General features: G+C 62.4%; 25 protein-coding genes. 14 read left to right on the forward strand and 11 right to left on the reverse strand.

What is annotated here, in order from left to right:
• Window positions 1–66 precede the first annotated feature (66 nt).
• Window positions 67–3249, reverse strand: coding sequence for a methyl-accepting chemotaxis protein (locus J0X27_RS07010; RefSeq protein ID WP_207271665.1), 3183 nt, complete (start codon window positions 3247–3249; stop codon window positions 67–69).
• Between the two features lie 443 nt (window positions 3250–3692).
• Here J0X27_RS07010 and J0X27_RS07015 point away from each other — a divergent pair, with 443 nt between their 5' ends.
• On the forward strand, window positions 3693–5045 hold the full coding sequence (locus tag J0X27_RS07015) for an ABC transporter substrate-binding protein (RefSeq protein WP_207271666.1): 1353 nt from the start codon (window positions 3693–3695) through the stop codon (window positions 5043–5045).
• A 148-nt stretch (window positions 5046–5193) separates the two neighbouring features.
• Here the strand turns inward: J0X27_RS07015 and J0X27_RS07020 are convergent, their stop codons facing one another.
• The 3 genes from J0X27_RS07020 to J0X27_RS07030 form a co-directional block, all read right to left on the reverse strand.
• Window positions 5194–6465 (reverse strand): MFS transporter, encoded by a 1272-nt coding sequence (locus J0X27_RS07020; RefSeq protein ID WP_207271667.1) that lies wholly within the window; start codon window positions 6463–6465, stop codon window positions 5194–5196.
• A 78-nt stretch (window positions 6466–6543) separates the two neighbouring features.
• Window positions 6544–7824, reverse strand: a complete 1281-nt coding sequence (locus J0X27_RS07025) for a polysaccharide deacetylase family protein (RefSeq protein WP_207271668.1) — start codon at window positions 7822–7824, stop codon at window positions 6544–6546.
• 176 nt (window positions 7825–8000) lie between these two features.
• A complete protein-coding gene (locus tag J0X27_RS07030; protein WP_207271669.1) occupies window positions 8001–8588 on the reverse strand; it encodes a DUF6149 family protein in 588 nt (195 codons plus the stop codon).
• Between the two features lie 278 nt (window positions 8589–8866).
• On the opposite strand from J0X27_RS07030, the gene J0X27_RS07035 reads away from it, so the two are divergent.
• From J0X27_RS07035 to J0X27_RS07065, 7 genes are all read left to right on the forward strand, one after another.
• Window positions 8867–10105, forward strand: coding sequence for an NAD(P)/FAD-dependent oxidoreductase (locus J0X27_RS07035; protein WP_207271670.1), 1239 nt, complete (start codon window positions 8867–8869; stop codon window positions 10103–10105).
• Window positions 10106–10387: 282 nt separating this feature from the next.
• Window positions 10388–10636, forward strand: a complete 249-nt coding sequence (locus J0X27_RS07040; protein ID WP_207271671.1) for a hypothetical protein — start codon at window positions 10388–10390, stop codon at window positions 10634–10636.
• A gap of 81 nt (window positions 10637–10717) precedes the next feature.
• The gene (locus J0X27_RS07045; RefSeq protein WP_097381303.1) at window positions 10718–11128 is read left to right on the forward strand and encodes a DUF7124 domain-containing protein; all 411 of its coding nucleotides are present in this window, start codon (window positions 10718–10720) and stop codon (window positions 11126–11128) included.
• A gap of 320 nt (window positions 11129–11448) precedes the next feature.
• Entirely contained in the window at window positions 11449–12366 is a 918-nt protein-coding gene (locus J0X27_RS07050; protein WP_207271672.1) for an ABC transporter ATP-binding protein, read from the forward strand.
• Window positions 12363–13235: an ABC transporter permease gene (locus J0X27_RS07055; RefSeq protein ID WP_207271673.1), complete on the forward strand. Its 873-nt coding sequence runs from the start codon at window positions 12363–12365 to the stop codon at window positions 13233–13235. Before J0X27_RS07050 ends, J0X27_RS07055 begins: the two co-directional genes overlap by 4 nt.
• Before the next feature lie 91 nt (window positions 13236–13326).
• Entirely contained in the window at window positions 13327–13860 is a 534-nt protein-coding gene (locus J0X27_RS07060) for a DUF5815 family protein (RefSeq protein ID WP_207271674.1), read from the forward strand.
• Between the two features lie 139 nt (window positions 13861–13999).
• Complete coding sequence (locus J0X27_RS07065; protein WP_207271675.1) at window positions 14000–14443, forward strand: hypothetical protein; 444 nt, start codon at window positions 14000–14002, stop codon at window positions 14441–14443.
• Between the two features lie 38 nt (window positions 14444–14481).
• On the opposite strand, the gene J0X27_RS07070 is transcribed toward J0X27_RS07065, so the two are convergent.
• Together J0X27_RS07070 and J0X27_RS07075 are read right to left on the reverse strand one after the other, a co-directional pair.
• Window positions 14482–15654, reverse strand: coding sequence for a hypothetical protein (locus J0X27_RS07070; RefSeq protein WP_224214623.1), 1173 nt, complete (start codon window positions 15652–15654; stop codon window positions 14482–14484).
• Window positions 15651–16481, reverse strand: coding sequence for an IS5 family transposase (locus J0X27_RS07075; protein ID WP_207268959.1), 831 nt, complete (start codon window positions 16479–16481; stop codon window positions 15651–15653). The genes J0X27_RS07070 and J0X27_RS07075 overlap by 4 nt, the downstream gene beginning before the upstream one ends.
• Before the next feature lie 518 nt (window positions 16482–16999).
• On the opposite strand from J0X27_RS07075, the gene J0X27_RS07080 reads away from it, so the two are divergent.
• Window positions 17000–17167, forward strand: a complete 168-nt coding sequence (locus J0X27_RS07080) for a hypothetical protein (RefSeq protein ID WP_207271676.1) — start codon at window positions 17000–17002, stop codon at window positions 17165–17167.
• A gap of 24 nt (window positions 17168–17191) precedes the next feature.
• Here J0X27_RS07080 and J0X27_RS07085 read toward each other — a convergent pair whose 3' ends face one another.
• A complete protein-coding gene (locus J0X27_RS07085) occupies window positions 17192–17500 on the reverse strand; it encodes a sensor histidine kinase (protein ID WP_207271677.1) in 309 nt (102 codons plus the stop codon).
• Window positions 17443–17730, reverse strand: a complete 288-nt coding sequence (locus J0X27_RS07090; RefSeq protein ID WP_207271678.1) for an amphi-Trp domain-containing protein — start codon at window positions 17728–17730, stop codon at window positions 17443–17445. The genes J0X27_RS07085 and J0X27_RS07090 overlap by 58 nt, the downstream gene beginning before the upstream one ends.
• 282 nt (window positions 17731–18012) lie before the next feature.
• Between J0X27_RS07090 and carB the strand changes: the two genes are divergently transcribed.
• The 4 genes from carB to hemA all read left to right on the forward strand — a co-directional run bounded on the left by carB (window position 18013) and on the right by hemA (window position 24454).
• Window positions 18013–21189, forward strand: coding sequence for a carbamoyl-phosphate synthase large subunit (gene carB / locus J0X27_RS07095; protein WP_207271679.1), 3177 nt, complete (start codon window positions 18013–18015; stop codon window positions 21187–21189).
• A gap of 157 nt (window positions 21190–21346) precedes the next feature.
• Entirely contained in the window at window positions 21347–22429 is a 1083-nt protein-coding gene (gene ahbB, locus J0X27_RS07100) for a siroheme decarboxylase subunit beta (RefSeq protein WP_207271680.1), read from the forward strand.
• Window positions 22430–22457: 28 nt separating this feature from the next.
• Window positions 22458–23114 (forward strand): precorrin-2 dehydrogenase/sirohydrochlorin ferrochelatase family protein, encoded by a 657-nt coding sequence (locus J0X27_RS07105; protein WP_207271681.1) that lies wholly within the window; start codon window positions 22458–22460, stop codon window positions 23112–23114.
• Window positions 23114–24454 carry a glutamyl-tRNA reductase gene (hemA, locus tag J0X27_RS07110; RefSeq protein WP_207271682.1) on the forward strand — a complete coding sequence of 447 codons (1341 nt, stop codon included), beginning with the start codon at window positions 23114–23116 and terminating at the stop codon, window positions 24452–24454. Before J0X27_RS07105 ends, hemA begins: the two co-directional genes overlap by 1 nt.
• 138 nt (window positions 24455–24592) lie before the next feature.
• Here hemA and J0X27_RS07115 read toward each other — a convergent pair whose 3' ends face one another.
• Complete coding sequence (locus J0X27_RS07115; protein ID WP_207271683.1) at window positions 24593–24925, reverse strand: hypothetical protein; 333 nt, start codon at window positions 24923–24925, stop codon at window positions 24593–24595.
• A 146-nt stretch (window positions 24926–25071) separates the two neighbouring features.
• Between J0X27_RS07115 and J0X27_RS07120 the strand changes: the two genes are divergently transcribed.
• Entirely contained in the window at window positions 25072–25335 is a 264-nt protein-coding gene (locus J0X27_RS07120) for a glutathione S-transferase N-terminal domain-containing protein (protein WP_207271684.1), read from the forward strand.
• Between the two features lie 41 nt (window positions 25336–25376).
• Here J0X27_RS07120 and J0X27_RS07125 read toward each other — a convergent pair whose 3' ends face one another.
• Both J0X27_RS07125 and J0X27_RS07130 read right to left on the reverse strand, forming a co-directional pair.
• On the reverse strand, window positions 25377–25574 hold the full coding sequence (locus tag J0X27_RS07125) for a hypothetical protein (protein WP_207271685.1): 198 nt from the start codon (window positions 25572–25574) through the stop codon (window positions 25377–25379).
• A 113-nt stretch (window positions 25575–25687) separates the two neighbouring features.
• Window positions 25688–26341 (reverse strand): HAD family hydrolase, encoded by a 654-nt coding sequence (locus J0X27_RS07130; RefSeq protein WP_207271686.1) that lies wholly within the window; start codon window positions 26339–26341, stop codon window positions 25688–25690.
• Window positions 26342–26535: the final 194 nt, after the last annotated feature.

A 26535-nucleotide genomic window follows, 5' to 3' on the forward strand; every position in this document is an offset into this window, starting at 1 on the left:
AGCGGTCAGAACGTCGAATCGATCCGATCGTGGCACCGCTCGGACGGTCGAAGTAGACGCAGTGGCCTACGTCTCGTCGTCGGTCGCCCCGAAGGTGAACACGTCGTCGCTCTCGGCCTCACTGTCGTCGTCCTCGTCATCCGTCTCGAGGTCGCCGTCCGCCGAGTCGTCGACGGATTCGGATTCGTCCGTCGTCTCGTCGGCCGCAAGCGGCTCCGCCGATTCCTCCGACTCCGGCGGTTCGACTGCAAACGGATCGTCCGCGTCTTCTGAATCCGATTCCGACGGTTCGACTGCAAGCGGATCGTCCGCGTCTTCCGAATCCGATTCCGACGGTTCGACTGCAAGCGGATCGTCCGCGTCTTCCGAATCCGATTCCGACGGTTCGACTGCAAGCGGATCGTCCGCGTCTTCCGAATCCGATTCCGACGGTTCGACTGCAAGCGGATCGTCCGCGTCTTCCGAATCCGACGCCGGCGGTTCGGCCGCAAGCGGATCCGGCGATTCGGTCGCTGCACCGAATCCGCCGTCGTCGCTGTCGTCACCGTCTTCATCCGGGTCCTCGATCCCGAGGATCTCTTCGGCACCGATCTCGTCGGTGTCCCCGTCGACCGCTGGCTCGTCACCGGGTTCGCGATCTTCGGGAGTCTCAGCCGGCGTCTCGTCCTCGAGTCCGTCGAGTGACGAGCCCTCCTCGGGCGTCGCGGCCGTCGATCGATCGGTGGTGTCCGCGTCCGAATCCACGTCGAGATCGAGTGTCTCCTCGGCTGCACCGTCGTCGAACGTCAGCGTCCCCTCGGCGTCGTCCTGCCCGCTTTCCGCGTCGGCGTCGAAGGTGATGCCACGATCCCCGTCACTCGGTTCGTCGTCGGTCGTGTCATCGACGCCGCCCAACTCGGGGCCGTCCAACTCCGCGTCCACGTCGAAACTCGACTCGAAGTCGACTGCCGTGCTGTCGACGTCAGTGTCGAACCGGTCGAGCGCTTCCGAGAGCTGGGAGGCCTGCTCGGAGAGGCCCGAGGCCGATTTCGTGACTTCGGTTAGCGCGGTGGTCTGCTCTTCGGCCGCGGCCGCGACGTTCTCGGCTTCCGACGTCGTCTCCTCGGAGATCGTCGCCGCGTCGTCGACCATCGCGACGACCTCCTGCGTCGAGGCTGCCTGCTCTTCGGTCGCCGCGGAGATCTCCTGGACGCCCACGTTGGTCTCCTGGGCGAGTTCGGCGATCTCTTCGAGCGCGTTGACCGCTTCCTCGACCTTCTCGCTGGCGTTTTCGATGTTAGTACTCGTTCCCTCGACCTCGGTGGCGGAGGTCTCGGTCCGCTCCCGAATCGCCTCGAGTCGGTCTTCGGCTTCGTTGGCCGCCTCGGCGACGTCCTCGGAGAGTGCCTTGACCTCCTTGGCGACGACGGAGAACCCTTCGTCGTCGCTGCCGCCGGCGGAGCGGGAGGCCTCGATGTTGGCGTTGAGCGCCAGCATGTTGGTCTGGCGAGCGATCTCGGAAATCGTGTTGATGAGTTCGTCGATCTGCTGGACTTCCTCTTCGAGCCGGCGGATCTCGGAGACGGCGTCGCCGGCTTCGTTCTCGATCTCGTCCATGGCCGTGATCGCCGCCTGGGCGGCCTCCTGCCCTTCCTGTCCGGTATCGACGGTCCGTTCGGCGATATCGGCCACCTCGTTCGAGGAGGCGGCGATCTCTTCGGTCGTCGTCGAGAGACCGCTCATCTCCTGGTTGACCGACTGGAGCGACTCGTTCTGTCGGTCCGCACCGTCGGAAATCTCCTGAATGGACTCCGTGACCTGCTGGGAGGCCGACCGGACTTCTTCGCTCGAGGCAGTCACCTGCTCGGAGGCGGTCGCGACGTCGGTCGCGAACCGGTTGAGCTCGGCGATGGTCTGCTCGATCTCGTCGAGCATCTCGTTGAAGTCCTCCCCGATCTGTTGCATCTGCTCGTTGTCGCTTTCGGCGTTCGCGCGGGCGGTGAGGTCGCCGTCGGCGGCATCGCCCATGACCGCACAGTACTCGGCGGCCTTCTCCTGGAGATGGTCGTTGATCTCCTGGACGCGTTCGCGTTCGCGTTCGGCCTCCTCGCGAGCGGCTTCCGCTTCCTCGATCTGCTCGCGCAAGGCGACGCGCATCGAGTCGAAGCCGTCGTACAGTCGACCGATGTTGTCGATCCGTTTGGTCTCGAGGTCGACCTCGAGGTTCCCTTTCTCCATCTCGCTTGCTTTGTCCGTGAGGCGGTCGATCGACACGGCGGTGTTCCGACCGAGGATGGCACCGACCGCGCCGATCATGACGATGCCGAGGATCGTCGCGTAGATCCCATACTGGGTGACGTTGTTGACGTACCCGAGCGCCTGGTCGGCGGGCTCGTGTCTGACGATGACCCAGTCGGTACCGAACACCGGAGCGGCACTCGTGACGTAGTTGCTATCGCTTTGGAAACCGTAGTAGTCGTTGTCGAACGCAAACGAGGAGCCCGATACTTCCCGGGTATTCGCACCCGAGGTCCGGGCCGTCGTGAGGGAATCGCTATCGCCACCGTATGCGAGTCCGACCGAATCGTGACCCTCGGCGTAGTCCTCGGTGTTGTCGAGCATGACCTCGTCGTCACCGCCGAGGACCATCGTCTCCACACCCTCCTCGTTCTGTAGCTGATTGGCGTAGGCCTCGAGGTTGGCGGTGTAGACGATCGCTCGGTCCTCGTTTTCCGACGAGAGCTGGACGTAGGTGACGACGGTGGTATTCTGCCCGAACTGATCCTCAGCGAGGTAGGCGTCCGAAACCCAGATGACGCCCTGTTCAGCCGTCGAGTAGGCGTCCTCGGGAACGTTGTCAATGCTGCTGGTCGGCTGGTTGCGGAACGCGTCGTTGGTACTTGCGGTTACCGTCTGGGTATCCCGGTTAACGTAAGAGATATCGAACGTATCGGCATCTAGATGTTCCTCCCAGTCGAGGAAGCGGGCCTGGATCGCCTCGGGATCGTCACTCGCGACGACGTCCGACCGGGCGAGCATCCCAACGGTGTGTTCGTTCTGTTCGTTCCACATCTGCAGACTCTGTGCCTCCTGTTGGGCCGCAGCCGTCTGATCGCTTTGTACTCGATCTTCCGCCTGATTCGAGATTGCCGCCGTTGCACCGTATCCGATCAGCCCGACCGAGAGCCCGAGAACGAGCAACGCGATCGCGAACTTGACCGCGTATCTACGTCGGATAGCTTTTGGCACCAATCGTCGCGCGAAATCCATGGATAGGAAACGGGTACTCTCGTCACTACATAAATTGTCAGCCACGGTTATCGAAGCTGATAATCGGATCGTGGCACCATATATTCCACATATAACAGCGTTAGTCAACCACCACGGCACATATCAAGTTGTACGATATAAAATTAATAATTTCTCTCCATATCACGCAGCGATCATCCGACGGACGTTCGTCCGACGGCCCAGTATCAATGTCGAGATATCATCCGGTGTGAGGACAGATTAACAGAGTGGTAGCGATTTATATTGAGACACGTTGATAGAATTAAACCGGCGCGACCGATTGCGATAAAACGATTATAAATTGAATTGGAGTTTAAATCGTGCAGAGGGTTAACAGCCCGTCCGGAATCTGGCCTCTTTCCTTCCATCCAGTATCATCTGGCCGAAACGATTAAGAATGCCAGAAACAGAGACAGTAAGGAATGACTGAACGTAACCGGCGCAGTGGTGAACCGAAACTCCCCTCGAGCGTCGACGGGCGACCGAGCGGGCTCGACCGACGGACGCTCCTCAAAACGGGGGCCGGTGGCGTCGCGGGGGTTTCATTTGCGGGCTGTCTGGAGATGGCCGGCATGAGCGGCGGGAATAGCGACGGTCCGGAGCCGGTCAAGATCGGCGTTTTGGCACCGAATCCGAAGAGGGACACGATCGGTCAATCGATCGTACGCGGGGCGGAAGTCGCAGTCACGGAACTCCAGGACAACGGTGGGATCGACGGGAGGGATGTCGAACTGGTCGTCGGCGACACGAACGAGAGTCCGCTCGAGGGGCGTCGCGAGTACCAGCGACTCACCCTCGAGGAGGACGTGGACGTGACGGTCGGCGTCTTCGCCAGCGAAGTGCTGATGAACATCATAGACGACATCGCCAAACAAGAGACCCTCCACCTGACGTCCGGTGCCGCGACCACGGCGGCGAGTGAACTGGTGAAAAACCAGTACGAGGACTACAAGTACCACTTCCGCGTGGGACCGAACAACGACTACGACCTCGGCCGGATGCAGATGGACTTCCTGAACGACATGGCCAGCGATATCGGCTGGAACTCCATTGCCGTCCTGGCGGAGGACTACGACTGGACCGAAAAGCCGTGGGAGGTCTATCAGGAACGACTCCCGGAGATGGATATCGATGTCGCCATGGAACGGCGATATCCGGCAGCGACCGACGACTTCTCGGAGATCTACAGCGAGGTCGCGGATGCGGAGGCCGACGCGGCCTTCATCACGACGGCACACACCGGGAACAGCGCGCTCTCGGACTGGTCCAATCCGCGGGACCGATCCGAACCACAGCCGTTCGCGTTCGGCGGTATCCACGTTCCGATGCAGCTCCCGTCGTACTACGAGTTAGTCGACGGTGCCTGCGAGTATGGCGTCATGCAAAACAGTGCCTCAAAACAGAGTACACGGTCCGAGACACAGGCGTTCATCGAACTGTACGAAAACCAGTACGATGGGGAGAGCCCGGTCTATACGGGGTATCACGCGTACGACGCAGTCACCCTGTTCGCCAACGCCGTCGAGGAGAGCGGCACGGTCGATTCGACGGAACTCGTCCCGGTTCTCGAGGAGTTCAGTTTCACCGGCGCTGCCGGTACCATCGAGTTCTACGGCTCCGATCACGACTTCCCGCACGATCTCAGATACAACGCTTCGGACCCCGACCCGGTCTACCTCCAGTGGCAGGAAGACGACGACGGCAACGGTGTACAAGAGATCATCTGGCCCGAAGCGCAGGCGACCGCGGACTACATCGCACCGCCCTGGCTCTGAGACGGTCGACTGTCCGTCAGTGCCGCTGGGACCGGGACCGCCCTGCGGTCCCACCGGGACATCGGGACAGCAACCCGTATGAGGCGTTTTGCTTCGGACTCCGAATCGGTTCGCCCGCGATTCCGTTCGACGGGGATCCGTCCGGGGATCAGTCGTCGGCCTCGAGAGCCCCATCCGCCGGTGCGAACCGTCCGCTCCCGGCCAGCAGGACGCCCGCGAGGAGCCCCCCACCGACCGCGAAGCCGGCGATCAGGACGAAAAACGCCGTTCGGGAGAGTTCGCCGAGCATGAAGCCGCCGAGAGCGATGCTCGCCGAGCCGAAGCCGAACTCGGCGAGATAGGTGTAGCCATAGGAGAGGCCGCGGGCGTCCGGCGGCGTGTAAACCGCGACCGCGTTCTGGTAGAACGGCTGGATGGCAAAGAGGAAGAAGCCGAGCACGCCACAGAGCACGACGATCGGGCCGAGCCCGCCCCCCGTTGCAGTCACCGGAATAAACAGGAGCGCGAGCGCTGCGAGGACGACGAAGAGTCCTGCGAGCCCGCGCGCCGGCCGGACGCGGCCCGTCAGTTTTCCCCCGGCGTACTGACCTGCCATCCCGACGACCAGCAGGCCGACGTAGATGTAGTCCGCCGGCTCGATCCCCTCGAGCCCCGCCGGCAACGCCAGCCCCGAGATCGCCGGGAGCGCGTGGAGGATCTCCGGCAGATAGGTCAGCATTCCCCGGTAGTAGAGTCCTTCGAAGGTGACGAGGACGAAGACGACGGCGAACGCGCTCGCGAACAGCGTTCGCGTGTTTCCGAGGAGGTCCGACAGCGACAGCGCCTCGTCGGGTCCCGCCTCGGCGTCGTCCGCGACCGCTGCCGTCGGATCGAACGTCGCGCTCAGTCCATAGAGGACTGCGACGACGCCCGGAACCGCGAGTACCGCTGCGACGAGTGACCACTCGAGGAAGATCAGGAGGGTCGCGGCGACGAACGGGCCGAGCGCGATGCCGGCGTTGCCGGCGATACCGTGCCAGGCGAAGACGGTTCCGCGATCCTCGACGCCGGTGCTGATGAGTGCGAGACCGGCGGGGTGGTAGACGCTGGCCGCGACCCCCCACAGGATCAGCCCGACGGCGATGGTGTAGATCGACGTCGCAAGCGAGAGGACCAGAAAGGACAGCGACATCCCGGCGAGACAGACCAGGACGAGCCGCTTGGTGCCATACCGGTCCGCGAGGATCCCGCCGGGGAGTGCACCCAGCCCGAAGGGTGCGTAGCCGAGTGCGACGACGATGCCAAACAGTGCAACGCCGACGTCGAACTCGGCGAGCCAGACGACCAGAAAGATCGGAATCGACGTCTCGAACCAGTGGACGAGCGCGTGTCCGGCCATGGTAAACCCGGCGATCGAACGGTCGTTGGCGTTCAGCGCCATGTGTGAATCGGTGCCTGTACTCGAACGCTCTGCACACTTAGCCGCTTGGAAACCGGAGTCCGACGGTTCATCGCCTCCTCAGACGTGATACAGATACTCGCGCTCGAGCACCGGCGGCAGGATCACCTCGAGTTCGCCGGCGGTCTCGTGTGTGTCGATCGCCTCCAGAGCCGCCTCGAAGGCGGCGAGGGAATCGCCCTCGAGACGGTGGAAGAACAGCGAGGTGATGGCCCGCATCGATGCCGTGCGCTCGACGGCAGTTCGCGCTCGCTCGACTGAGGGTTCGCCGATCCGAGACGTTTGACGGGGGTTTACCGCATAGCCCTGGACCGGTCGGCCGCCCGCGAACCCGATGTCGTGGTACTCCTCGACGAGGGCGAGCGTTCGCTCGTCGTAGTCCCCGTGTGGGTAGGCGAAATATCGAGCACCTTCGGTGAACCCTTCCGCCTCGAGCCAGGCTTTGCCTCGACTGATCTCCGCGTCCTGTCGCTCCGTGTCGAGTTCCGAAAGGTGGGGATGGGAGTAACAGTGGTTGCCGATGACCCACCCGGCGTCGTGGAGTTCGTGGACCTGATCGACCGTCAGACGGGGGAACCCGCCAGGATCGTCGGCACCGCGAGTCTCCGCTTCGATCCGGCCGGGGTTGACGAACGAGACTGCGGGATAGCCGTACTCCTCGAGGATCGGAAGCGCCGTCGTGTAGTCGGTGACGTGGGCGTCGTCGAACTGGATCATCACGCACCCGGTGTCGGGCCGTGCCACGAGATGGAAATCGTCGATCCAGACCGTCCGGCGCTCCCCCTCGTTCGTTCTGACGAGGACGAACACCTCGCGAACGGCCGTTGGATCGAACCCGTCCGCGACCGTCTCGACGCCGAAGTTGTAGCGGACGAGCGGGAGGGTCCCCTTGATCCCGCGGCGATAATCGAGTTCGTTGCCGTCGTCGTCGATCAGTCGGAGCCAGGGCACGACGAGGCCGTCCGCCGCGACGGCGAGACCGGGGACGGTATCGGAAAGGTCCCGCGGCTCCGCGAACGACGTCGATATTCCGCCGCTCCGTTCGGCCGCTGGAATCTCGAGTCTGGCGCTCTGGGTGCCGACAACCGATCGGCTCGCGTCCGCCGAGAGCGTCGCGTTGAGAGGGTCCCACGGATCGAGCGACTCGAAGTCGTCGATCCTGCCGGCCAGCGCAGGGTCGTCCGTCGATGGTCCGTCATCGGGGTCGGTACTCTGTGGCGGGGTCGGATCCCCGGTCGAATTCGAAGCCGACCCTGGCGACGACGAATCGGACGCGTTCAACGTGGCACAGCCGGCCAGACAGAATGACGAGGTCAGCGCGAGGTAGCGTCGCCGTTGCATTCACCGCGAGAACACGTCGGCGAGAGATATTGTTACAGTCACGTTACCGTCCCGGTTTCCGACGGACGCCGACGCTGAACGAACGCAGCCGACTCGGACGGCGTTCGTCTGCGGTTCTCGTGACTTCTCTCGACGACTTCAGCGACGCCGAGGCGGCGGTAACGGTCGAGAAGCAGTTAGCTGTCGTCGCCGTCCGCGCTGACGACCGTCGAGACGTCGATATCGTCGGGTTCGTCCCTGCCGCCGACGACGAGTTCGCCGTCCTCGGTTTCGACGTAGACATCGTCGGCAAATCCGCCCTCAGCGTGGGGGTGTTCGGGATCCTCGAGGCGCTCGGGCGTCGACGGTGCTTCGGGGAGGCCCGCCGGCGGCGCAAACTGACCGAGGGGGTCGTCGATCGTAACGTCCCACCGGTCGAAGAAGTCCCCGTAGCGGTCGTAGTGGGCCTCGAGTTCGTCGGCAGGGAACTCCATCATCTCGGTCCAGCCGTGGTTGTAGAAATCGAAGTTGGCCTGGATGTGGGTTATCTCGCGGGCCTCGGCCTCGGAGTAGCCCTCCTGGAGCGCCCGCAGGTAGGCGTCCATCGTCGCGTCGAAGAGCCCGTCGAGGTGGGCCGTGCGCTCCTCGGCGTGGGCGGGATCGGCCTTGTCGGCGAAAATCTTGGTGTGGAGTCTGACCAGTCCTGCGTTGGCGAGCGATCGAACGCCCGGCGTCTCGAGGGCCGTCCGATAGGCGAAGTGTTTCGCGTTTTGGCGGAGCTTCATGACCGGGACTTGGGCGCAAGGAGGGAAGAACGATTCGGACAACAATGTTGTGCCGTAAGCCCCGTCGTCGTCTCGGGGCGGTCCACGAGGGGGTGGGCAGTCGTCCGAGATAGCGGCAAACCTCCCTCTCTCGAGAAACGATGTCGAAAGACCGGCGATCGATACACTCGAGTGAACATATTCGGCGTTCAGTGTACGTTCGTTGTGTGCTATCAGTCAGTCCAGCAAAATAGACGAGATAGCAACCCACTTTAACCCGCATTACGAACGTTCGGGATATGACTCAGTACGTCATCATCGGTGACGGGATCTCGGGTAGCTCGGCTGCCGAGACCCTCCGGGAGGAAGACCCGGACGCGAAGATTACCGTCATCACCGATGAGGGGGAGCCACTGTACAATCGGATCCTCATCAAGGAACACGCCAAAGGAAAGCTCCCCGAAGCCCCTATCTCGATCCACGAGGAGGAGTGGTACGAGGACCGCAACATCGAGCTTTCGTTGAACACCTACGTTACGAGCGTCGATACCGACGCGAAGGTGGTCAATACCCACGAAAGCGGCGAGATTCCGTACGACAAACTGCTCGTCGCAACCGGTGGAACGCCGACACAACTGCCCGTCGAGAACAGCGACGCCGACGGCATCCACCACTTCTGGACGTTTCAGGACGCTCGTGGGATTCGCGAGCACGCGGAGCGATCCGACACCGGCGTCATCGTCGGTGCCGGCCTGCTGGGCATCGACTTCGCGGCGGTCTGTGGCGCACAGGGGATCGACGCCAACTACCTGATGCGTGGCGACCGATGGTGGCGATACGCGCTCTCGAGCGACGGCGCGGAGATCATGCACGAGGGGATGCGAGAGGTCGGCGTCGAACCCGTCTTCGATAGCGGGGTCGATCACTTCGAGGTCGACGACGAGGGACACGTCACGGCCGCGGTCGACCCCAACGGCGATCGCTTCGAGTGTGACTTCGCGGGGGTCGCTATCGGACTGAACTTCAACACCGAGTTCCTCCGTGGAGCCGGCATCGAACAGGACAACGGGATCGTCGTCGACGAGTACATGCAGACCAACGTCGACGACGTCTACGCCGCGGGCGATCTCACCCGCTTCTACGACGTCCTGCTGGGCGAACAGGGCCAGAACGGTTCGTGGGGCTCGGCCAAGGAACAGGGTCGCGTCGCCGCGGTCAACATGGCCGCCGACGAGGAAGCCGAAGCGTTCCAGTGGGTCTCTTCGTACTCGATTACGCACTTCGACTTCCCGTTCCTCTCCTTTGGCCACCCGACGCTCGGCGACGAACACGCCGAGCGCAAGTACAGCGACACCGAGTGGCGACGCATCGCGTTCAAAGACGGCCGGATCGTCGGCGGCGTCCTCATCGGCGACCTCTCGCCACAGAGCAAGTTCAAGCAGCTGATGCGCGAACAGCGCATCGTCGCCGATCAAGCCGACGTCCTCCTCGAGCAGACCGTCGACCTCGACGACCTCGCTGCGCCACAGGAACAGTAGCCGGCGTCCGGTACCGCGGTTCGAAATCAGTTTTTCCGTCGAGAGATCTCGATCGGTGCGTTGGGTCGCCGAAAGCGACCGGCAAGCCACACGGACAGCCGTTTCCGTTCTCCAGGATACCGCTGTCTCACCGGCGATGAGTCCGCCGGCACCCGAACTCCCGAGGTCCCAGCGGTTCGGGCCACCGCATCGAACGAACAACCGACAGGAATGTGACCCGAACGCGACCGTTGGCGGTGCACCGGGCGGAACTATTAAGTCCTATCAAGATATTTGGTAACGATGTACATGGCAGCCAGTGAACACCGCAGTCGATCAGTACAACTCGAGACCGTCGAGGTCCGACTCGAGCCCGTCGAATCGGTCGGGGCGGATGCGACGGTTCGCCACATCGATCAACTCGGTTCGGGGACACTGGCCGCCGTCTATCGTGCCGCTGCGACGGACCGGACCGTATCGGTCGCCGAAACCGAACTCGAGCCGGGAGAAGTGATCGTCGCGACGGACTACTACCGCGTCGAACCGGTCTGAGTTTCCACGCCACCGGCCCTGTCGGCCTCGCTGAGCGCTCGTATCGAAGTCGTTTTCCCGCGTGCGCGCCTTCGATAGCGCATGAACGGCGACAGCGACATGACACTGGCGTTCGAACTCGAGGCGCTCAAAGAGCTCGCCTCGCCCGAACGCGTGTTCGAAGACGCCAGAGGCTGGACCGAGTACATCGGCGTCGTCTCCGAGAAACCGACCTACGTGGTGACGAACTTCACCCGGAAGAACCGCATCCGACAGGACTTCTTCTCCGGCCCACGCGGGAAAGCCGAGAGCCTCGAGGGCGTCAAAGACCAGTTCGACACCGATCGCTACGTCTACATCGGTGCCAGCGACGAGGACGAAGAGCTCGCAGACTCGGTCGACTGGGAGTATCTCGCCGTCGAGGACGCGGCCGACGCGGCCGACTGGATCCTGGCGACGACGGCCGACGACGAGGACGACGACGCAGAGCAGGTCCGCGACGACTGGCCCTGAGACCGTCCTGACGAGCGCCCGCGATAGTTCGCCTCCGGTTGCCGCGTCGCGTCTTCTCGAGGTGTCCGTCGCGGCGTCGTTCGAACTCACGTTCGATGACGAGACGATATCCATTCGAATGGATAATTCGTTTGCAGTCACCGTCGGTCGAAGCGACCGCGGGTCGGACCTGCTTATTAGCCGTCTCAAACGTATTCGAGTCGGGCCGTTGTCAGTATGTAATAAAGACGACAAGAATTATACTGCCTGCGGAGTACGAGCGAGTATGCAGACCGTCTCATCGACAGTGGCCGACGCGACGCCGGCTCAGAGGGGCGACCATGGCGGCGATTGAACTCGAGGGGCTGACGAAACGGTTCGGCGACGTCGTCGCCGTCGATGGGCTGGATCTGACCGTCGAAGAAGGGGAGATCTTCGGCTTTCTGGGCCCCAACGGCGCGGGGAAGTCGACCACGATCGACATTCTCCTGGATTTCATCCGCCCGACCGGCGGGACCGCGACCGTGCTTGGACACGACGCCCAGTCGGAGGGGTTAGCCGTCCGCGCTCGGACCGGCGTCCTCCCGGACGCCTACCACGTCTACGATCGGCTCACCGGCCGCCAGCACGTCGAGTTCGCCATCGAAATGAAAGGCGTCGACGACGATCCCGACGCGCTGCTCGAGCGGGTCCGTATCGCCGATGCCGCCGACCGGAAGGCCGGCGGGTATTCGAAGGGGATGCGCCAGCGGCTGGTGTTGGCCATGGCGCTGGTCGGCGACCCCGACCTGCTCGTCCTCGACGAACCCTCGACCGGGCTCGACCCCAACGGTGCCCGCGAGATGCGCGAGATCATCCGCGAGGAGAACGACCGCGGGACGACCGTCTTCTTCTCGAGTCACATCATGGAGCAGGTCGAGGCGGTCTGTGATCGCGTGGCGATCATCGATCGCGGCCGACTCGTCGCCGTCGATACGATCGACGGGCTCCGGGATTCGTCGGAGACGGGCGAGACGCTGTACGTCTACGTCACGGAACTCGACGCGGACGTCGTCGAGCGCGTCGAACCACTCGCAGGCGTCGGGAGCGTGGCGATCGACGACGGCCGCCTGCGGGTGACGGTCGACGGCGTCTCGAAGTTCGCCGTCCTGCACGCCATCGACGAGGTGGCCCCCGTCCAGGACTTCTCGGTCGTCGAATCGTCCCTCGAGGATCTGTTCGTTCGCTACACCAACGAGGGACAGGAGGGAGCGGGATGACCTGGCTCGCCGTCGCGAAGAAGGACTTCCGCGACGCCATCCAGTCGCGTGCCCTGTGGGCGCTCGTCGCCGTCTTCGTCGTGCTCTCGCTCGTCTCCACCTACGCGTACGTCGAAGCGCCCGCGCTGTTAGGGTCGGCGACGGAAGCGACGTTCGGCGGCCTGGTTTTCTTCACGATCGGGTTCACCGGGCTCTTCGTACCGCTGGCGGCGATCGTCGTCTGTTACAAGTCCCTCGCCGGCGAGCGCGAACTCGGGAGCATCAAGCTGTTGCTCTCCTTGCCGACTACCCGAGGGCAGGTCTTCGCCGGGAAGGTCGTCGGGCGAGCGGCCGTCCTCGCGTTCGGGCTCGGCGTCGGGCTCGTCGTCGGACTCGGCTTTGGCTCCGCGTTGCTCGGTTCCCTCGACGCCGCCGCGCTCCTGGTGTTCGTGCTCGTCACGCTGGCGTTTACAGCCATCTACGCGGCGATCGTCGTCGGCATCTCGGCGACGACGGGGTCGACCTCGCGTGCGACGACGCTGGCGCTCGGGTTCTTCGTCGTCTTCGAACTGCTGTGGGACGTAATCCCGATGGGGATCCTTTACGTCGTCGAGGGGTTCTCGCTCCCGTCGACGATTCCCGACTGGGTATTTCCCGTCATGCAGCTGTCGCCGTCCTCGGCGTACCTCTCGACGATCGTCGCGCTGTTGCCCGATCTCGCCGACGTGGCCGGTGCCGACCCGACCCAGGCGGGGGCCGGCGTCGAGGTACCGGCCGACGCGGCCGAACCGTTCTACGCGAGCCCCGAGGTCGGCGTCGTCGTCTTGCTCCTGTGGCTCGTCGTTCCGTTCGCCGTCGGCTACTATCGGTTCAGCGCGGCCGATCTCTGACGCGCTCACGATCGCCGTCGTCCCCCTCCCTCGCTGCCGACCGATACGCCGAGTCGTCGCGCTTATGCCCGCCGCTTACGAAGGAAGGCCAATGGCAGACCCCCGCGGTCCGGGTTCGGCTGTCGACGGCCTCGAGTTACCCTGCGGGGAGACCGTCGACCCCCACGAGATCGATCTCGGGATGCGCGAGTACAGTTGTCCCTGCGGTGACGTCCACGCCGTCGTGACGGACGTCCACCCGCCCTCGCGCTTTTTCCCCGAATCGCTCGTCGCCGTCCTCCAGGAGACGATCGAGACGGACGACGAGTTCGAGGAGTTCGGCACGCCCCACCTGCTGGGTGTCGTTCTCGAGGAGTTCCCCGACGACGTTGTCGTCCACGACGCGAGCGACGACGGTGCCGTCGGCTACACCCTGCTGTGGATGACCGCGTTCGACGCCCGCCGACTCCACGAGGTCGTCGTCGAACTCGTCGTCGAACTGATGGAACACGCGATCAGTCACGCCGACGACGACGCTGCCGTCTCGGAGTTCGAGTCCCAGATGCTCGAGTTCGACGTCGCGGAGTTCGTCGAGCAATACCGGCGAGAGCGGGACTTCGAGAGCGAGCATGATCAACCCGTATAGCTGCGATTACCCATCGTCTGCAAATGAGACGAGTAGTTCCCCGTCGAAGCAGGCGAAGCCGCGGAAACGGTGCTTTCAGCCTCAGTTTTATAGTATCCAGAGAAGAAAGTTATTTGACCGGTGATTCGTTTGACTAAATATGGGAGGTAATTTACGTCGACGGGATTTCCTCGCTTCTACGCCCATTTTTTTGAGCACTTTAGCTGGCTGTTCAGTGTTACAGAACGAATCTCGGATTTTGCAGACGATGGTCGTGAATCACACTGATGAAGACATCGAAGTACAATTGGTGGTCATTCGCGATGGAGAGAATATTATCGAGCAAAGATTCGGTCTTCCTCCACAAAGCCGGGATACATCTAACTTCTCTTCAAAATCACGGATGAAGATAGAAAACCTCTCTGAAGGGTCAAAATTGAAAGCCTCAATAATTGTTGATGGCAATCGAAAAGAGACAACGAATATTGTAATAGATTGTGATTCAGATGCTGCAGGTGACAATATTGGTTTTAGAGTGTATGATGAGTATATTGATGCTAAAGGGGGCTGTGCAGCTGCCAGAAATATCTTAAATGCTAAATAAAATATATATATATATATATATATATATATATATATATATTATGTATCTACTGAATCATACCAGGCTTCTGGGGATTGTGCCCAGTCTGGTGTGACTGTTTTATACATGCCAACAGGAGTGGCATCAAAGCACGTACAAGGAGTGCTATCCGCATAGTGGAACGTATATTCTGGTTGGAATTCGATCGAGCACATCATGTCATCGGCAGGCCATTCATTATGAACTCTTAATGAGAATTGAGTAGTTTTACCCTTATCAGATAATTCTCTCGGCAAGTCATTATACGATCCACTAAGGTCAACGTCAAAGTCATATATAGTCCCACCATCGTGATATTCTACTGTAGTTGAACTTCCGGATCCGTCCATAACATAGTCAGCAATGGATGCTCCAATTGAGGCAAGTTTTCCAGTACTACGAACAATGTCTAAAGCCAATCCAAGTTCGTCGTTATCGTTTTCTCCATCACCGTCGGCTGGTTCGGGATGAGAGAAATTGATGTAACCTTCCTGCTCATCATAGAACGGTTCAACATGTAACGAGTAGTTGCTTGGCTGAATGTGATTTACAGAATCACAGTCGAATATGTCATTAGGACGATTACCAAAGTATACATAAAATCTCCATACATTAGATTGGTTCTCTCCAATTTCATTATATTTATGGTCCTTTCTGGTATCAGCTAAAATACCAAAATTCACCTGATAATTTGTATTCTCACATCTCCCTTCGAGTGTACTTTCATGAGAATATTCAGTGATAACACCACTATCTCCAGAGGTAGATGTAGGATCCGTTTTCTCATGTTCAATCTTCTTCTCTCTCTGATCTAATTTTCTCTGGTTCTTTCTATATTCTGATATACGAGATGGGGAAGAGTCTGTTGGGAGGCCTTCACTCGGTAGTTCAAAGTTTAGTGGATGGTCCTTCCATTCGGGAGCAGTAGTTGGATTAATTAAATCTTTACTATCATTTATCTTATCTGGATTGATAAGATAAAACCCTAGTCTTCCATACTCTCCCGAGGGACGGCTTAGCATTCCAGAGACGTAGTTTGTCTTTTGATCTATGCGTACTTTTAGTGGGGTCTTTTGGCCCGAGCGGGAATCCCTCGAAATGAACTCTTCATCAGATAGAATACCGGTATAACGAGATCCTTCTTGGTCTGTATTTGTGGCTGTGTTGAATCGCCATACAGCGGTGGATTTCACTGTTTGACGGCCCGCTTGATGTTATAGACGACACACATCAGGGTAATTTCACGGAACTCTCGATACCAAGTACGCGCTCGCACGGCGTAGCCGAGCGAGCGCTTGATTGCGGAGTTCACTGTTTCAGTCATTGACCGCTGAGCGTACCGATCGTCGTCAATACGGGCGTTGTGAGCGTGATCGTAGGGAGCGAAGATCCGGTGTTTGATCAGCGGGCGAATGTCGAGTTTGCGGAGCTGGTCGCGGAGCGCTTGCTTATCGTAGCCCTTGTCAGCGGCAAGGGATCGCAGATCGCCCGCGTTCCGGCGGGCGATCTGCTCGGCGAGGTCTGCGTCGCTTCCTTCTAACGTCGTCGAGCAGTGAAGATCGAGAACAGCTTGCGTTGCTGTATCGACGAGTTTTGTGACTTTGAGCGTTTGAACGCGGTAATTTGTTCGGTGGCAGTAGTGGCGGCTCGCACGATCACGTTCGTAGAATGTTGCGTCGATAGCAGCGTGTTCAGAGGTGTCGTGCAACTGCGCCGACTGGCGCAGTAGCACTCGACAGACACCCATTTCGATCCGATCAAACGCCTTACACAGCGTAGATGGAGCGGGGAGATCGGCCACGTCAAGGCCGATCTCCCCTGTTATTTGCGGCATTTCCTTCAACAGATCGATCGTCATCCGGTAGGACGTATCGAGGTAAATCCGGAGGCAATGCAGCGAAATGAGGGCATAGTCGGCGAATCCGCCGCCACCAGTTGGGGCAGCGGATTCGCCTCGTTCACCCGTAACTCTTTGTGCAATCGAGACGCAACGCTCGGTGAAGCGGGAGATTTGTGTCATGGACAACCAAATTTTCCCGCTTCAACTCCTTCGATTTACTGACCTTCCCCGACGCCGTCTAGTGATTCAACGCAGCCGTATTTGTAGACTCTTGTTCTAATTTCCTAAGTGGGATATTAAATCCAGCAACTTCAACCGAACCGCCAGAATTCTTTCGAGCGGGAATCTGTCCGGTTACTACTTCACCAGTCTCATGGGTTAGGGTATCATATGACAACCCTACCAAATCTCGTCCTTGATCATTTGTGGCAGCCCCTACAACCGGGATACTAGATAGGGTAGTCACCGATCCAATCCCAAGGTTCTGTAGTACTTTTCTTCTTTTCTGGCTATTATTTCCTGCCATATGGATATCTCCAATAGCAACTATAACAAATCCTTTCATTAAGGAAATCTAACTAGTTTCCACGCTCCTAAATGAGTGAAACTGATTTGATGGTTACTAGGTTGTTGCGTGTTTCAAGTGGCTGCTCGCACCGCAACTGCAGTCGCTGTCTCCCGCGGTCTTCCCGCAGTCGATGGCCCGGACGACGGGCAAGGAACTCCCGAAGACTCGGCTCGGATGGGCCCAGCTCGGCACCCTGCTGGCCCTCTGTGGCCCGTTCATCTACTACCGTCTCTCCCATACCGAACTCGGTCGAACGCTCACCGCTCTCTTCGAACCCGAGACGGAAGCGCGTCAGTAAGCGTCGTCGTACCGGCGTCCTGCGTTACTGTCGGTCTTGTACTGGAGTCGCCGTGACGACCGAACCGTCCTCGTCCGCCGTCGAGATTTCGAATCGGAGTCCACCCGCGTCGCTCTCGCTGACGGTGATCCGCCAGCCGTGGGCTTCGACGACTTCGAAGACGATCGCGAACCCGCCGTCGGTCGCCTCGATCGTGATCGTGACATCGCTTCCGACGCCCCCGACGGTGTCGGAACACGTGCCCGAAGAGGACGAGCAGGCGATCCTCGTCGGCCCTACTCGATTTCTAGGGGACCACTCCCGCCGTCTTCGGTCTCGGCGTTTTCGTCCCACTCGAGTTCGAACTCGACGCTCAGTTCGCCGGGACCGTCCGTCGGCCCCTCGCGTTCGGCTTTGACCTCGAACGTCGGGCTCGCCGGTGGGTTCAGCGTTACCGAGTCGGTACCCGTTTTCAGCGTGATCGCGTCTCCACTCTCGAGTCTGTCGGCGACCGTGCGGAGATACGACGCGATGTCGGCTCTGGGCTGGCTGCTTTCGGATTCGAACAGGACTTCTTCTGGCATACGATAGTCGATACGTCGTCCGAACCGATAAGTGCGTCTCTGCCTCGAGCGTCGTGTGACGGCCCCCGTCTCGTGACGGCGCGGCTCTCGATGACCTGCTGGGGGACTCGAGAGAGTGAGTGAGCTTCACACCCAGCCGGGAGAGATCGGTCGTTGCTGTGTGATATCGGGACGTATCGGGCGACCGCCCCGCCTCGAGTTCGAATTTCGAAAAGCCGTTTCGAGATTCGTACTGTATCGTGGGGCTTATTACGATGTGCGAACTCCGATTGGACAAGACAAATGAGTACGGATACCGCCACAGACGGCGAGACGGGGGACGGACGTACGATCCTGTTGATCGGGAGCGGTCCGATCCAGATCGGACAGGCCGCCGAATTCGACTACTCGGGTGCACAGGCCTGCCGAGCCCTCCAGGAGGAAGGCGCTCGCGTCGTGCTCGTCAACTCGAACCCCGCGACGATCATGACGGATCCGGAGATGGCCGACGAGGTCTACATCGAGCCGATCACGACCGACGCCATCGCCGAGATCATCCGCAAGGAGAATCCCGACGGCGTCATCGCCGGGCTGGGCGGCCAGACCGGGCTGAACGTCACCGCCGAACTCGCCGAGGAAGGCGTCCTCGAGGAGTACGACGTCGATATCATGGGAACGCCCCTGGATACGATCTACGCGACCGAGGACCGCGACCTCTTCCGCCAGCGCATGGAGAAGATCGGCCAGCCGGTCCCCGCGTCGACCACCATCTCGCTCGAGGACGGCGAGTCGGTCGCCGACATGACCGAGGAGGACCTGAAGGAACGCGTGCAGGCCGCCGTCGACGAGGTCGGCGGACTGCCGGTCATCGCCCGTACGACCTACACCCTCGGCGGGAGCGGCTCCGGCGTCGTCCACGAGATGGACGAACTCCTCCGCCGCGTCCGCAAGGGACTGCGCCTCTCTCGCAACAGCGAGGTCCTCATCACCGAGTCCATCGCCGGCTGGGTCGAGTACGAGTACGAAGTGATGCGCGACGCCGACGACTCGTGTATCATCATCTGCAACATGGAGAACATCGACCCGATGGGGATCCACACTGGCGAGTCGACGGTCGTCACACCCTCCCAGATCGTCCCCGACGAGGGCCACCAGGAGATGCGCACCGCCGCGCTCGACGTCATCCGCGAACTCGGCATTCAGGGGGGCTGTAACATCCAGTTCGCGTGGCGCGACGACGGAACCCCCGGCGGCGAGTACCGCGTCGTCGAGGTCAACCCGCGCGTCTCCCGCTCCTCCGCGCTGGCCTCCAAGGCGACCGGGTATCCGATCGCCCGCGTGACCGCGAAGGTCGCGCTGGGCAAGCGCCTCCACGAGATCGACAACGAGATCACCGGCGAAACGACGGCGGCGTTCGAGCCCGCGATCGACTACGTCGTCACCAAGGTGCCCCGGTGGCCCAAGGACAAGTTCGACGACGTCGACTTCGAGCTGACGACGGCGATGAAGTCGACCGGCGAGGCGATGGCCATCGGCCGCACCTTCGAGGAGTCGCTGCTCAAAGCCCTTCGCTCGAGCGAGTACGAACCCGACATCGACTGGGCCGAGGTTAGCGACGAGGAACTCGAGGAACACTACCTCGCACGTCCGTCGCCGGATCGCCCCTACGCGATGTTCGAGGCCTTCGAACGCGGCTACACCGTCGACGAAGTCCAGGAGCTGACGGGCATCTTCGAGTGGTACACCGAGCGCTTCAAGCGCATCGCCGACTCGACGCTCGCCGCCCAGGAGGGTGACTTCACCGAGGCCGCGATCGCCGGCCACACCAACGCGACGATCGCCGCGAGCGCCGGCGCTGACGTCGACACCGTCGAAACCGAGGTCCCCGGTCGCACCTACAAGCAGGTCGACACCTGCGCGGGCGAGTTCAAGGCCGAGACGCCGTACTACTACTCCGCGCGAAAGTCGGAGTTCGAGTCCGGTCCGCTGCTCGGCGACGCCGCCGCGGGCGAACTCGAGGTCGACCGCGACATCGAGAGCGTGATCGTCGTCGGCGGCGGCCCGATCCGCATCGGACAGGGCGTCGAGTTCGACTACTGTTCGGTCCACGCGGTCCGCGCGCTGCGCGACCTCGGCATCGACGCCTACGTCGTCAACAACAACCCCGAGACGGTGTCGACCGACTACGACACCTCCGACGGGCTCTTCTTCGAGCCGATCACGGCGGAGGAAGTCGCCGACGTCGCCGAGGCGACCGGTGCCGACGGCGTGATGGTCCAGTTCGGCGGTCAGACCTCCGTCAACATCGGCGAACCCCTCGAGGACGAACTCGAGCGCCGCGGCCTGGACTGTGAAGTCATGGGCACCTCCGTCGAGGCGATGGACTTAGCGGAGGACCGCGATCGCTTTAACGCCCTGATGGACGAACTCGAGATCTCCCAGCCCGACGGCGGGACGGCCTTCTCCGAGGAGGAGGCCCTCGAACTCGCCCACGACATCGGCTACCCCGTCCTCGTCCGCCCCTCCTACGTGCTGGGCGGTCGCGCGATGCAGGTCGTCTACGACGACGCGGAACTCGAGACCTACATCGAGGAGGCCGTCCGCGTCGCCCCCGACAAGCCGATCCTCGTCGACGACTTCCTCGAGGACGCGATCGAACTCGACGTGGATGCGGTCTCCGACGGCCGCAACGTCATCATCGGCGGCATCATGGAACACGTCGAGAGCGCGGGCGTCCACTCGGGCGATTCCGCGTGTATGATCCCGCCACGCTCGCTGGACGAAGATACCTTAGAGCGCGTCCGCGAGGTCACCGAGGACATCGCCGAGGCGCTGAAGACCAAAGGACTACTGAACGTTCAGCTCGCAGTCAGGGACGGCGAGGTCTACGTGCTCGAGGCCAACCCGCGCTCCTCGCGTACCGTCCCGTTCGTCTCCAAGGCGACGGGCGTCCCGATCGCCAAGCTTGCAGCGCAGGTCATGGCCGGCGAGACGCTCGCGAGTCTCGAGGCCGACGAGCAGATCCCCGACCACACCTCGATCAAGGAGGTCGTCCTCCCCTTCGACCGCCTGCCGGGCTCGGACCCGCGTCTCGGTCCGGAGATGAAGTCCACGGGCGAGGTCATGGGCACGGCAAGCGACTTCGGCACGGCCTACTGGAAGGCCCAGCAGGCCGCCGGCAACGCCGTCAGCGAGGGGACTGCCGTCGTCGACCTCGACGTCGACGGCTTCGAGAACCACTTCGACGTGGCCGAGTTCGACGACGTGCCACAGGCGATCCGCGAGAACGAGGTCGACTTCGTCGTCAGCCGCGACCGCGACACCCTCGAGATGGCCGTCGAGGAGGAGATCCCCTACCTGTCGACGGTCGCCAGCGCCGAGGCCTACGTCGAAGCGCTCGATAGCTTCGATGGTGACCTCGAGGTCGAATCGGTATCCAGCCGCCCGAAACACGCCGCCAAGTGGGGCACGTCCGAGTAATCCGCCGGCCGTTACTCCGGTTGAGTGCGTAGCTGGTGTTTCGCGCAGGGCCACCTCGGCTCTCGCCGTTCTCGTGTCGCCGAGACGACGCCAATGCAGCCCGAACGTCGTCCCCGGGTCCGATTTCCTTATACTTCGGTAGTCCCGATAGCCGTCTATGACCACGGACGTCGACCTCACCGAGCGCGAGCGGGCGGTCATCAACGCCTTTCAGGGTGGCTTCCCCGTCGTACCGCGACCGTTCGAAGACGCCGCCGCCGCAATGCGCGAACGCGGGGTCGACATCGACGCGACGGAACTACTCGAGACGATTCGAGACCTCGACGAACGGGGCACGCTATCACGGTTCGGGCCGCTCGTCAACGCCCAGGAGATCGGCGGCGCGGCGACGCTCGTCGCCATGCACGCCCCCGAGGAGCGCTTCGACGAGATCGTCGAGCTGGTCAACGACCACCACGAGGTCGCGCACAACTACGAGCGAGCCCATCCCCACCTGAACGTCTGGTTCGTCGTGAGCGTCGCCGACGAGGATCGCGTCGGGGACGTCCTCGCCGAGATCGAGGCCGAAACGGGCCAGGAAACGTACAACCTCCCGAAACGACGGGAGTTCCGCGTCGAGGCCAAGTTCTACGTCGACGGTCCCCTCGACGGCGACGGTGACGTCGCGGCCGCCGGGATCGACTGCACCGATCTCGGCCCCGACGTGACACCGACCGACGAACCCACGCTGTCGCCGGCCGAACGCGATCTCGTCCTCGAGGTACAGGACGGAGTTCCACTCACCGAGACGCCCTACGCGGACGTGGCCGATGCGATCGGAGCGGACGTGGAGTGGGTCCTCGAGACCGTCAAACGGTTCGAACGCGAGGGGAAGATCCGACGGATCGGTGTCGTCCCGAACCACTACGCGCTGGGCTACACGGAAAACGGGATGACGGTCTGGAACGTGCCCGACGACGTCGTTCCCGAGGTCGGTCCCGAAGTCGCCTCGCTGCCGTTCGTGACTCACTGTTACCGGCGGCCCCGCCACGAGGGCGTCTGGCCGTACAACTTCTTCGCGATGACCCACGGCCGCAGCGAGGCGGAAAGTCGACGGCGCATCGAGCAGGTCCGTGAAACCATGGACGAGTACTGGGACGTGACCGACGACGACTGGGACACCCTGTTTTCGACGCAAATATTGAAGAAAACCGGGATTCGGATGGAAGAGCGTGCCGACGCGAACACCAGAGAGCGATAAGGCCGGCCGAACGACGCAGACTCCCCACATGATTCCACTCTTGCACGATTTCACGAACGCGACCGTGCTCGTCGTCGGCGGCGGACCGGTCGGTGCCCGGAAAGCGCGACGGTTCGCCCGCGAAGCGCGGGTGCTCGTCGTCAGTCCGGCGTTCGCCGATCGCGACTTCGGCGATGCCGAACTGATCCGGGCGGCCCCCGACGCCGACGACGTCCCGGCGTGGCTCGAGCGAACCGCACCTGCGTTGGTCGTCGCCGCGACCGACGACGCGGCGATCAACGAGGCCGTCGTCGACGCGGCCCACGATCGAGGGATCCTCGTCAACCGGGCGGATCGCTCCGGAGAACGCGAACCCGGCAGCGTCGTCGTTCCCGCGACCGTCCGGGAGGAGCCGGTGACCGTCGCGATCGCGACCGGCGGCCGGGCCCCCGCACTGAGCAAGTACCTCCGCCAGGAACTCGAGGAGACGCTCGAGGGGGCCGGCGAGATGGCGCGGGTCTGTAGCGGGGTTCGCGAGCAACTCAAGACACGGGACGTGTCAGCGGACCGGCGACGAGAGATCGTGACGAATGTCGTCAATTCTCCGGATGTTTGGACAGCTTTACGTACGGGTACTTCCAACTGTCCGCAAGTGATCGAGGACGTGCTCGGCGAAGAACTGGCAACTGGTGGTGATCGGCCGTGATGTCGACAGGGGTCGTGACCGCCGGACGGGTGACCCACGAGAGCGGCGGCGTCGACGACCTGGCCGCCGCGAGCCCGGAGAGTCAGGGAGCCGCCGTCCGGGAACTCCTGACCGTTCCCGATATCGACGAAGCGTACGTCCTCTCGACGTGCAACCGGGTAGAGGCATACGTCGTCGGTGCCGACCACGCCGTCGGCCGGGCCGCGCTCGCGGAGTTTTTCGCCGCGGTCGACGACGACGCCGTCGTGACGACCGCCCACGACGAGAGTCTCCGGCACCTGCTCCGAGTCGCTGCCGGCCTCGAGTCGGTGATCCTCGGCGAAGACCAGATCATCGGCCAGGTGCGAACCGCCTACGAGGACGCTCGCGACGCCGGAGGCATCGGCTCGATGCTCGAGGCCGCCGTCACGAAGGCGATCCACGTCGGCGAGCGTGCCCGCACCGAAACCGGGATCAACGAGGGTGTCGTCTCGCTCGGTTCGGCCGCGACGCGACGCGCCGCCGAGGAACTCGACCTCGAGGGGGCGACCGCGCTGGTCGTCGGGGCCGGCGAGATGGGGCAACTCGCGGCCCGGAGCCTCGGGGACGCCGGCGTCGACGAACTCGTCGTCGCCAATCGAACCGTCGCCCACGCCGAACACCTCGTCGACGACGTCGAGGACGAGACCGACGCCGCGGCCGTCCCGCTCGAGGCGCTCGAGACCGTCACGAGCCGTGCCGATATCATCGTCGCGGCGACCGGCAGCGAGGAGCCAGTGCTCGAGACACACCACCTCGACGGCGATACCGGGACCGACGAAACCGACTCCGAACAGGTCATCGTCGATCTCGGCCAGCCACGAGACGTCGAACCGGCGGCCGACGCCCTCCCCGCGGTACGGGTGTTCGATCTGGACGATCTCGAGTCGATCACCGCGGAGACCCGCGAACAGCGGGCCGACGCCGCCCGTGAGGTCGAGTCGATGATCGACGCCGAGTTCGACCTGCTCTGTGACCAGTACAAACGCGCTCGCGCCGACGAAGCGATCGCGGCGATGTACGAATCCGCCGAGCGGATCAAGGACCGCGAGGTCGAGACGGCGCTCTCACACCTCGAGGGCGAAGTGACCGACGACCAGCGCGAGGTCGTCGAGGCGATGGCCGACGCGCTGGTCAACCAGTTGCTCGCCCCGCCGACCAAGAGCCTCCGCGAGGCGGCGGCCGAAGACGACTGGAGTACGATCCATACCGCACTGCAACTGTTCAATCCGGAGTTCGATTCGGACGACGGCCCGCTCGCACCGCCGTCGGTCGTCACCGCGAGTGCCGACACGGGAATCGGCGCGACGGACGACGACTAACGAGGGGCCACGCCCCCGGATCGAGTTTCGGTTCGGTTCCACTCGGGCGTCCAGCGGCGCTGTCGGTGTGCTGTGTTCCGAACTCGATCCGACGGCCACCCCCAGACTCCCCTCTCACTCGGCCGTCTCGAGGCCGCCTTATCGGGTCGGTGCGCCGTACTCCACGTGGACCGTCGGGACGCTCGCGGAGTCGGCCGCTTCGGTGCCGTTCCAGTCGACGAGGCGGACGTTCGCCATCTCCCCGGAAAACCGGAATCGTCGGACGCCGACGTCGATCGCACCCTCGGCGACGCTCCCGGCGACGACCGGGCCCTCGGCCGTGGGGTCGTCCGCGAGGGACTCGAGGTCGCCGTCGACGGCGACCTCGTAGTTCGAGGGGACCCCTCGTCCGACGATCGTCACGAGGTTCGGGAGTTGACGTTCGTTCGCAGCCGCGTCAGTTCGGTTCTGTACCGATGTATCGCGTGTCATGCTTCGATAAGCCCAGCATCCGGGCATAAGCTTTCCTGTCGGGGAAATGGTAAGAAGGCGTGAATACGGTGAATCGGTTACCAATCGCCGACAGCAGTGGGTACCGGCCCAACGTTTATTCTGGACCGTCTGGTCGAGGGTATCGAATGCTCGAACTCTATCAGGCCGAGAGCTGCCCCCACAGTGCTGATGTCCGACAGAAACTGACGGATCTGGGCGTCTCGTACGTGATTCACAACCCTCGCCGACCCGGCCACGAAGGTGGTGACGTGTGTAACGACTGGGTCCACGAAGCGATGATCGATCTGGGGGGCGACGATGCGATCCCGTTCCTCGTCGATACCGACCGCGAAACGTCGCTTTACGAGAGCGGCGACATCATCGACTACCTCGAGGAACACTACGAGTAGCGACGGTCCGTCCTCGAGTGACGCGGGCGCGACGCCGTCGATCAGTCCCTCGAGGGGAGCAACTCGCGAACGAAAACGGGACCCGCGACGCCCGGCGTCGTCGGTCGGACGGTCGACTCGCTCGAGTCGATCGTGTGCCCCGTTTCGACGTGGTGTTCGATCGCCGCCCGCGAGCGGTCGCCACGCGAGGGTTCGTCGACCGCGTTCAGAGACCAGTCGCAGTCGAGACAGTATTTCATCGAGCGTCGGTCGTCGCCGTCTCCTTGAGGGCCTTTCGGTCTCGAGGCAGTCCGTCGGTGCCGTCGTCGCAGACCGAAGTTCGAGAGAGTCCACTGCAGGGACCCGCGCCCATTCACAGCGACGCCGGAGAGCAGGAGAGTTCGTCGAACGAGCGGACGCGATAGTCGCCGAGTACGCACTGCCCCCGTCGATCGTGGCCGACCCGTTCGACGTGAATCGCGTCGAGGCCGGCGTTCCAGGCCGCACCGACGTCGTTTGCACCGTCGCCCGCGAGCACACCCTGGTGGCCGTTGTGGGCGACGCCCAACTCGGACATGACCGACTGGACTGGCGTCGGATCGGGTTTCCACCCGGTCTCTTCGGTACAGCAGAGTTGCGCGTCGAACCAGTCGCGGATTCCCACGTTGTCGAGGACTGGCTCGGCGAGGAACTCCTGACAGTGGGTGACCAGTCCGACCGGTACCTCGAGGTCGGCGACGAACGCGGCGTCCTCGTGGAGGTACGTCTGCTCGGCTCGCACCAGTGGATCCTCCTCCTCGTGGAACGCCTCCCAGAAGGCGGTCGGATCGACGCCCCATTCTCGAAGCTGGTGATCGCGAGAGCCGGTCAGGCCGTTCCAGATGACGTCGGCCTCCCGATCGGTGAACTCCCGGCCGAGTCGGTCGCCGACCCGATCGAACACCTCGCGAGTGTAGGACCACTCGACGTCGACGAGGGTGCCGTCGAGATCGAGGAGCCAGAAGTCGTAGTCGCGCTCGAGAGCCATCGGACGCCGATATATGTGTTTCTCGAGTAAATGCTTATCGACCGGTTCGGCCGGGACGGCGGGAGGCCACGGTCGTCAGGTTCAGTCCACCCGCAACTGCGCCCGGTTGGCGTACTCCGCGACGCTCGGGTCGTCGTCCGGCCGGGACGCGTCCGTCCACACGGCACAGCGACAGTCCAACCGGGTGCCGTTCG

Origin of the sequence: Natrinema longum, from assembly GCF_017352095.1 — an archaeon.
Classification (GTDB): Archaea; Halobacteriota; Halobacteria; order Halobacteriales; family Natrialbaceae; genus Natrinema; species Natrinema longum.

Bases quoted from the DNA above. Each gene is read 5' to 3' on its own strand.
- J0X27_RS07010 (WP_207271665.1), bottom strand. From the start codon at position 3,249: ATGGATTTCGCGCGACGATTGGTGCCAAAAGCTATCCGACGTAGATAC.
- J0X27_RS07015 (WP_207271666.1), top strand. From the start codon at position 3,693: ATGACTGAACGTAACCGGCGCAGTGGTGAACCGAAACTCCCCTCGAGC.
- J0X27_RS07020 (WP_207271667.1), bottom strand. From the start codon at position 6,465: ATGGCGCTGAACGCCAACGACCGTTCGATCGCCGGGTTTACCATGGCC.
- J0X27_RS07025 (WP_207271668.1), bottom strand. From the start codon at position 7,824: ATGCAACGGCGACGCTACCTCGCGCTGACCTCGTCATTCTGTCTGGCC.
- J0X27_RS07030 (WP_207271669.1), bottom strand. From the start codon at position 8,588: ATGAAGCTCCGCCAAAACGCGAAACACTTCGCCTATCGGACGGCCCTC.
- J0X27_RS07035 (WP_207271670.1), top strand. From the start codon at position 8,867: ATGACTCAGTACGTCATCATCGGTGACGGGATCTCGGGTAGCTCGGCT.
- J0X27_RS07040 (WP_207271671.1), top strand. From the start codon at position 10,388: ATGTACATGGCAGCCAGTGAACACCGCAGTCGATCAGTACAACTCGAG.
- J0X27_RS07045 (WP_097381303.1), top strand. From the start codon at position 10,718: ATGAACGGCGACAGCGACATGACACTGGCGTTCGAACTCGAGGCGCTC.
- J0X27_RS07050 (WP_207271672.1), top strand. From the start codon at position 11,449: ATGGCGGCGATTGAACTCGAGGGGCTGACGAAACGGTTCGGCGACGTC.
- J0X27_RS07055 (WP_207271673.1), top strand. From the start codon at position 12,363: ATGACCTGGCTCGCCGTCGCGAAGAAGGACTTCCGCGACGCCATCCAG.
- J0X27_RS07060 (WP_207271674.1), top strand. From the start codon at position 13,327: ATGGCAGACCCCCGCGGTCCGGGTTCGGCTGTCGACGGCCTCGAGTTA.
- J0X27_RS07065 (WP_207271675.1), top strand. From the start codon at position 14,000: ATGGGAGGTAATTTACGTCGACGGGATTTCCTCGCTTCTACGCCCATT.
- J0X27_RS07075 (WP_207268959.1), bottom strand. From the start codon at position 16,481: ATGACACAAATCTCCCGCTTCACCGAGCGTTGCGTCTCGATTGCACAA.
- J0X27_RS07080 (WP_207271676.1), top strand. From the start codon at position 17,000: ATGGCCCGGACGACGGGCAAGGAACTCCCGAAGACTCGGCTCGGATGG.
- J0X27_RS07090 (WP_207271678.1), bottom strand. From the start codon at position 17,730: ATGCCAGAAGAAGTCCTGTTCGAATCCGAAAGCAGCCAGCCCAGAGCC.
- carB (WP_207271679.1), top strand. From the start codon at position 18,013: ATGAGTACGGATACCGCCACAGACGGCGAGACGGGGGACGGACGTACG.
- ahbB (WP_207271680.1), top strand. From the start codon at position 21,347: ATGACCACGGACGTCGACCTCACCGAGCGCGAGCGGGCGGTCATCAAC.
- J0X27_RS07105 (WP_207271681.1), top strand. From the start codon at position 22,458: ATGATTCCACTCTTGCACGATTTCACGAACGCGACCGTGCTCGTCGTC.
- hemA (WP_207271682.1), top strand. From the start codon at position 23,114: ATGTCGACAGGGGTCGTGACCGCCGGACGGGTGACCCACGAGAGCGGC.
- J0X27_RS07115 (WP_207271683.1), bottom strand. From the start codon at position 24,925: ATGACACGCGATACATCGGTACAGAACCGAACTGACGCGGCTGCGAAC.
- J0X27_RS07120 (WP_207271684.1), top strand. From the start codon at position 25,072: ATGCTCGAACTCTATCAGGCCGAGAGCTGCCCCCACAGTGCTGATGTC.
- J0X27_RS07125 (WP_207271685.1), bottom strand. From the start codon at position 25,574: ATGAAATACTGTCTCGACTGCGACTGGTCTCTGAACGCGGTCGACGAA.
- J0X27_RS07130 (WP_207271686.1), bottom strand. From the start codon at position 26,341: ATGGCTCTCGAGCGCGACTACGACTTCTGGCTCCTCGATCTCGACGGC.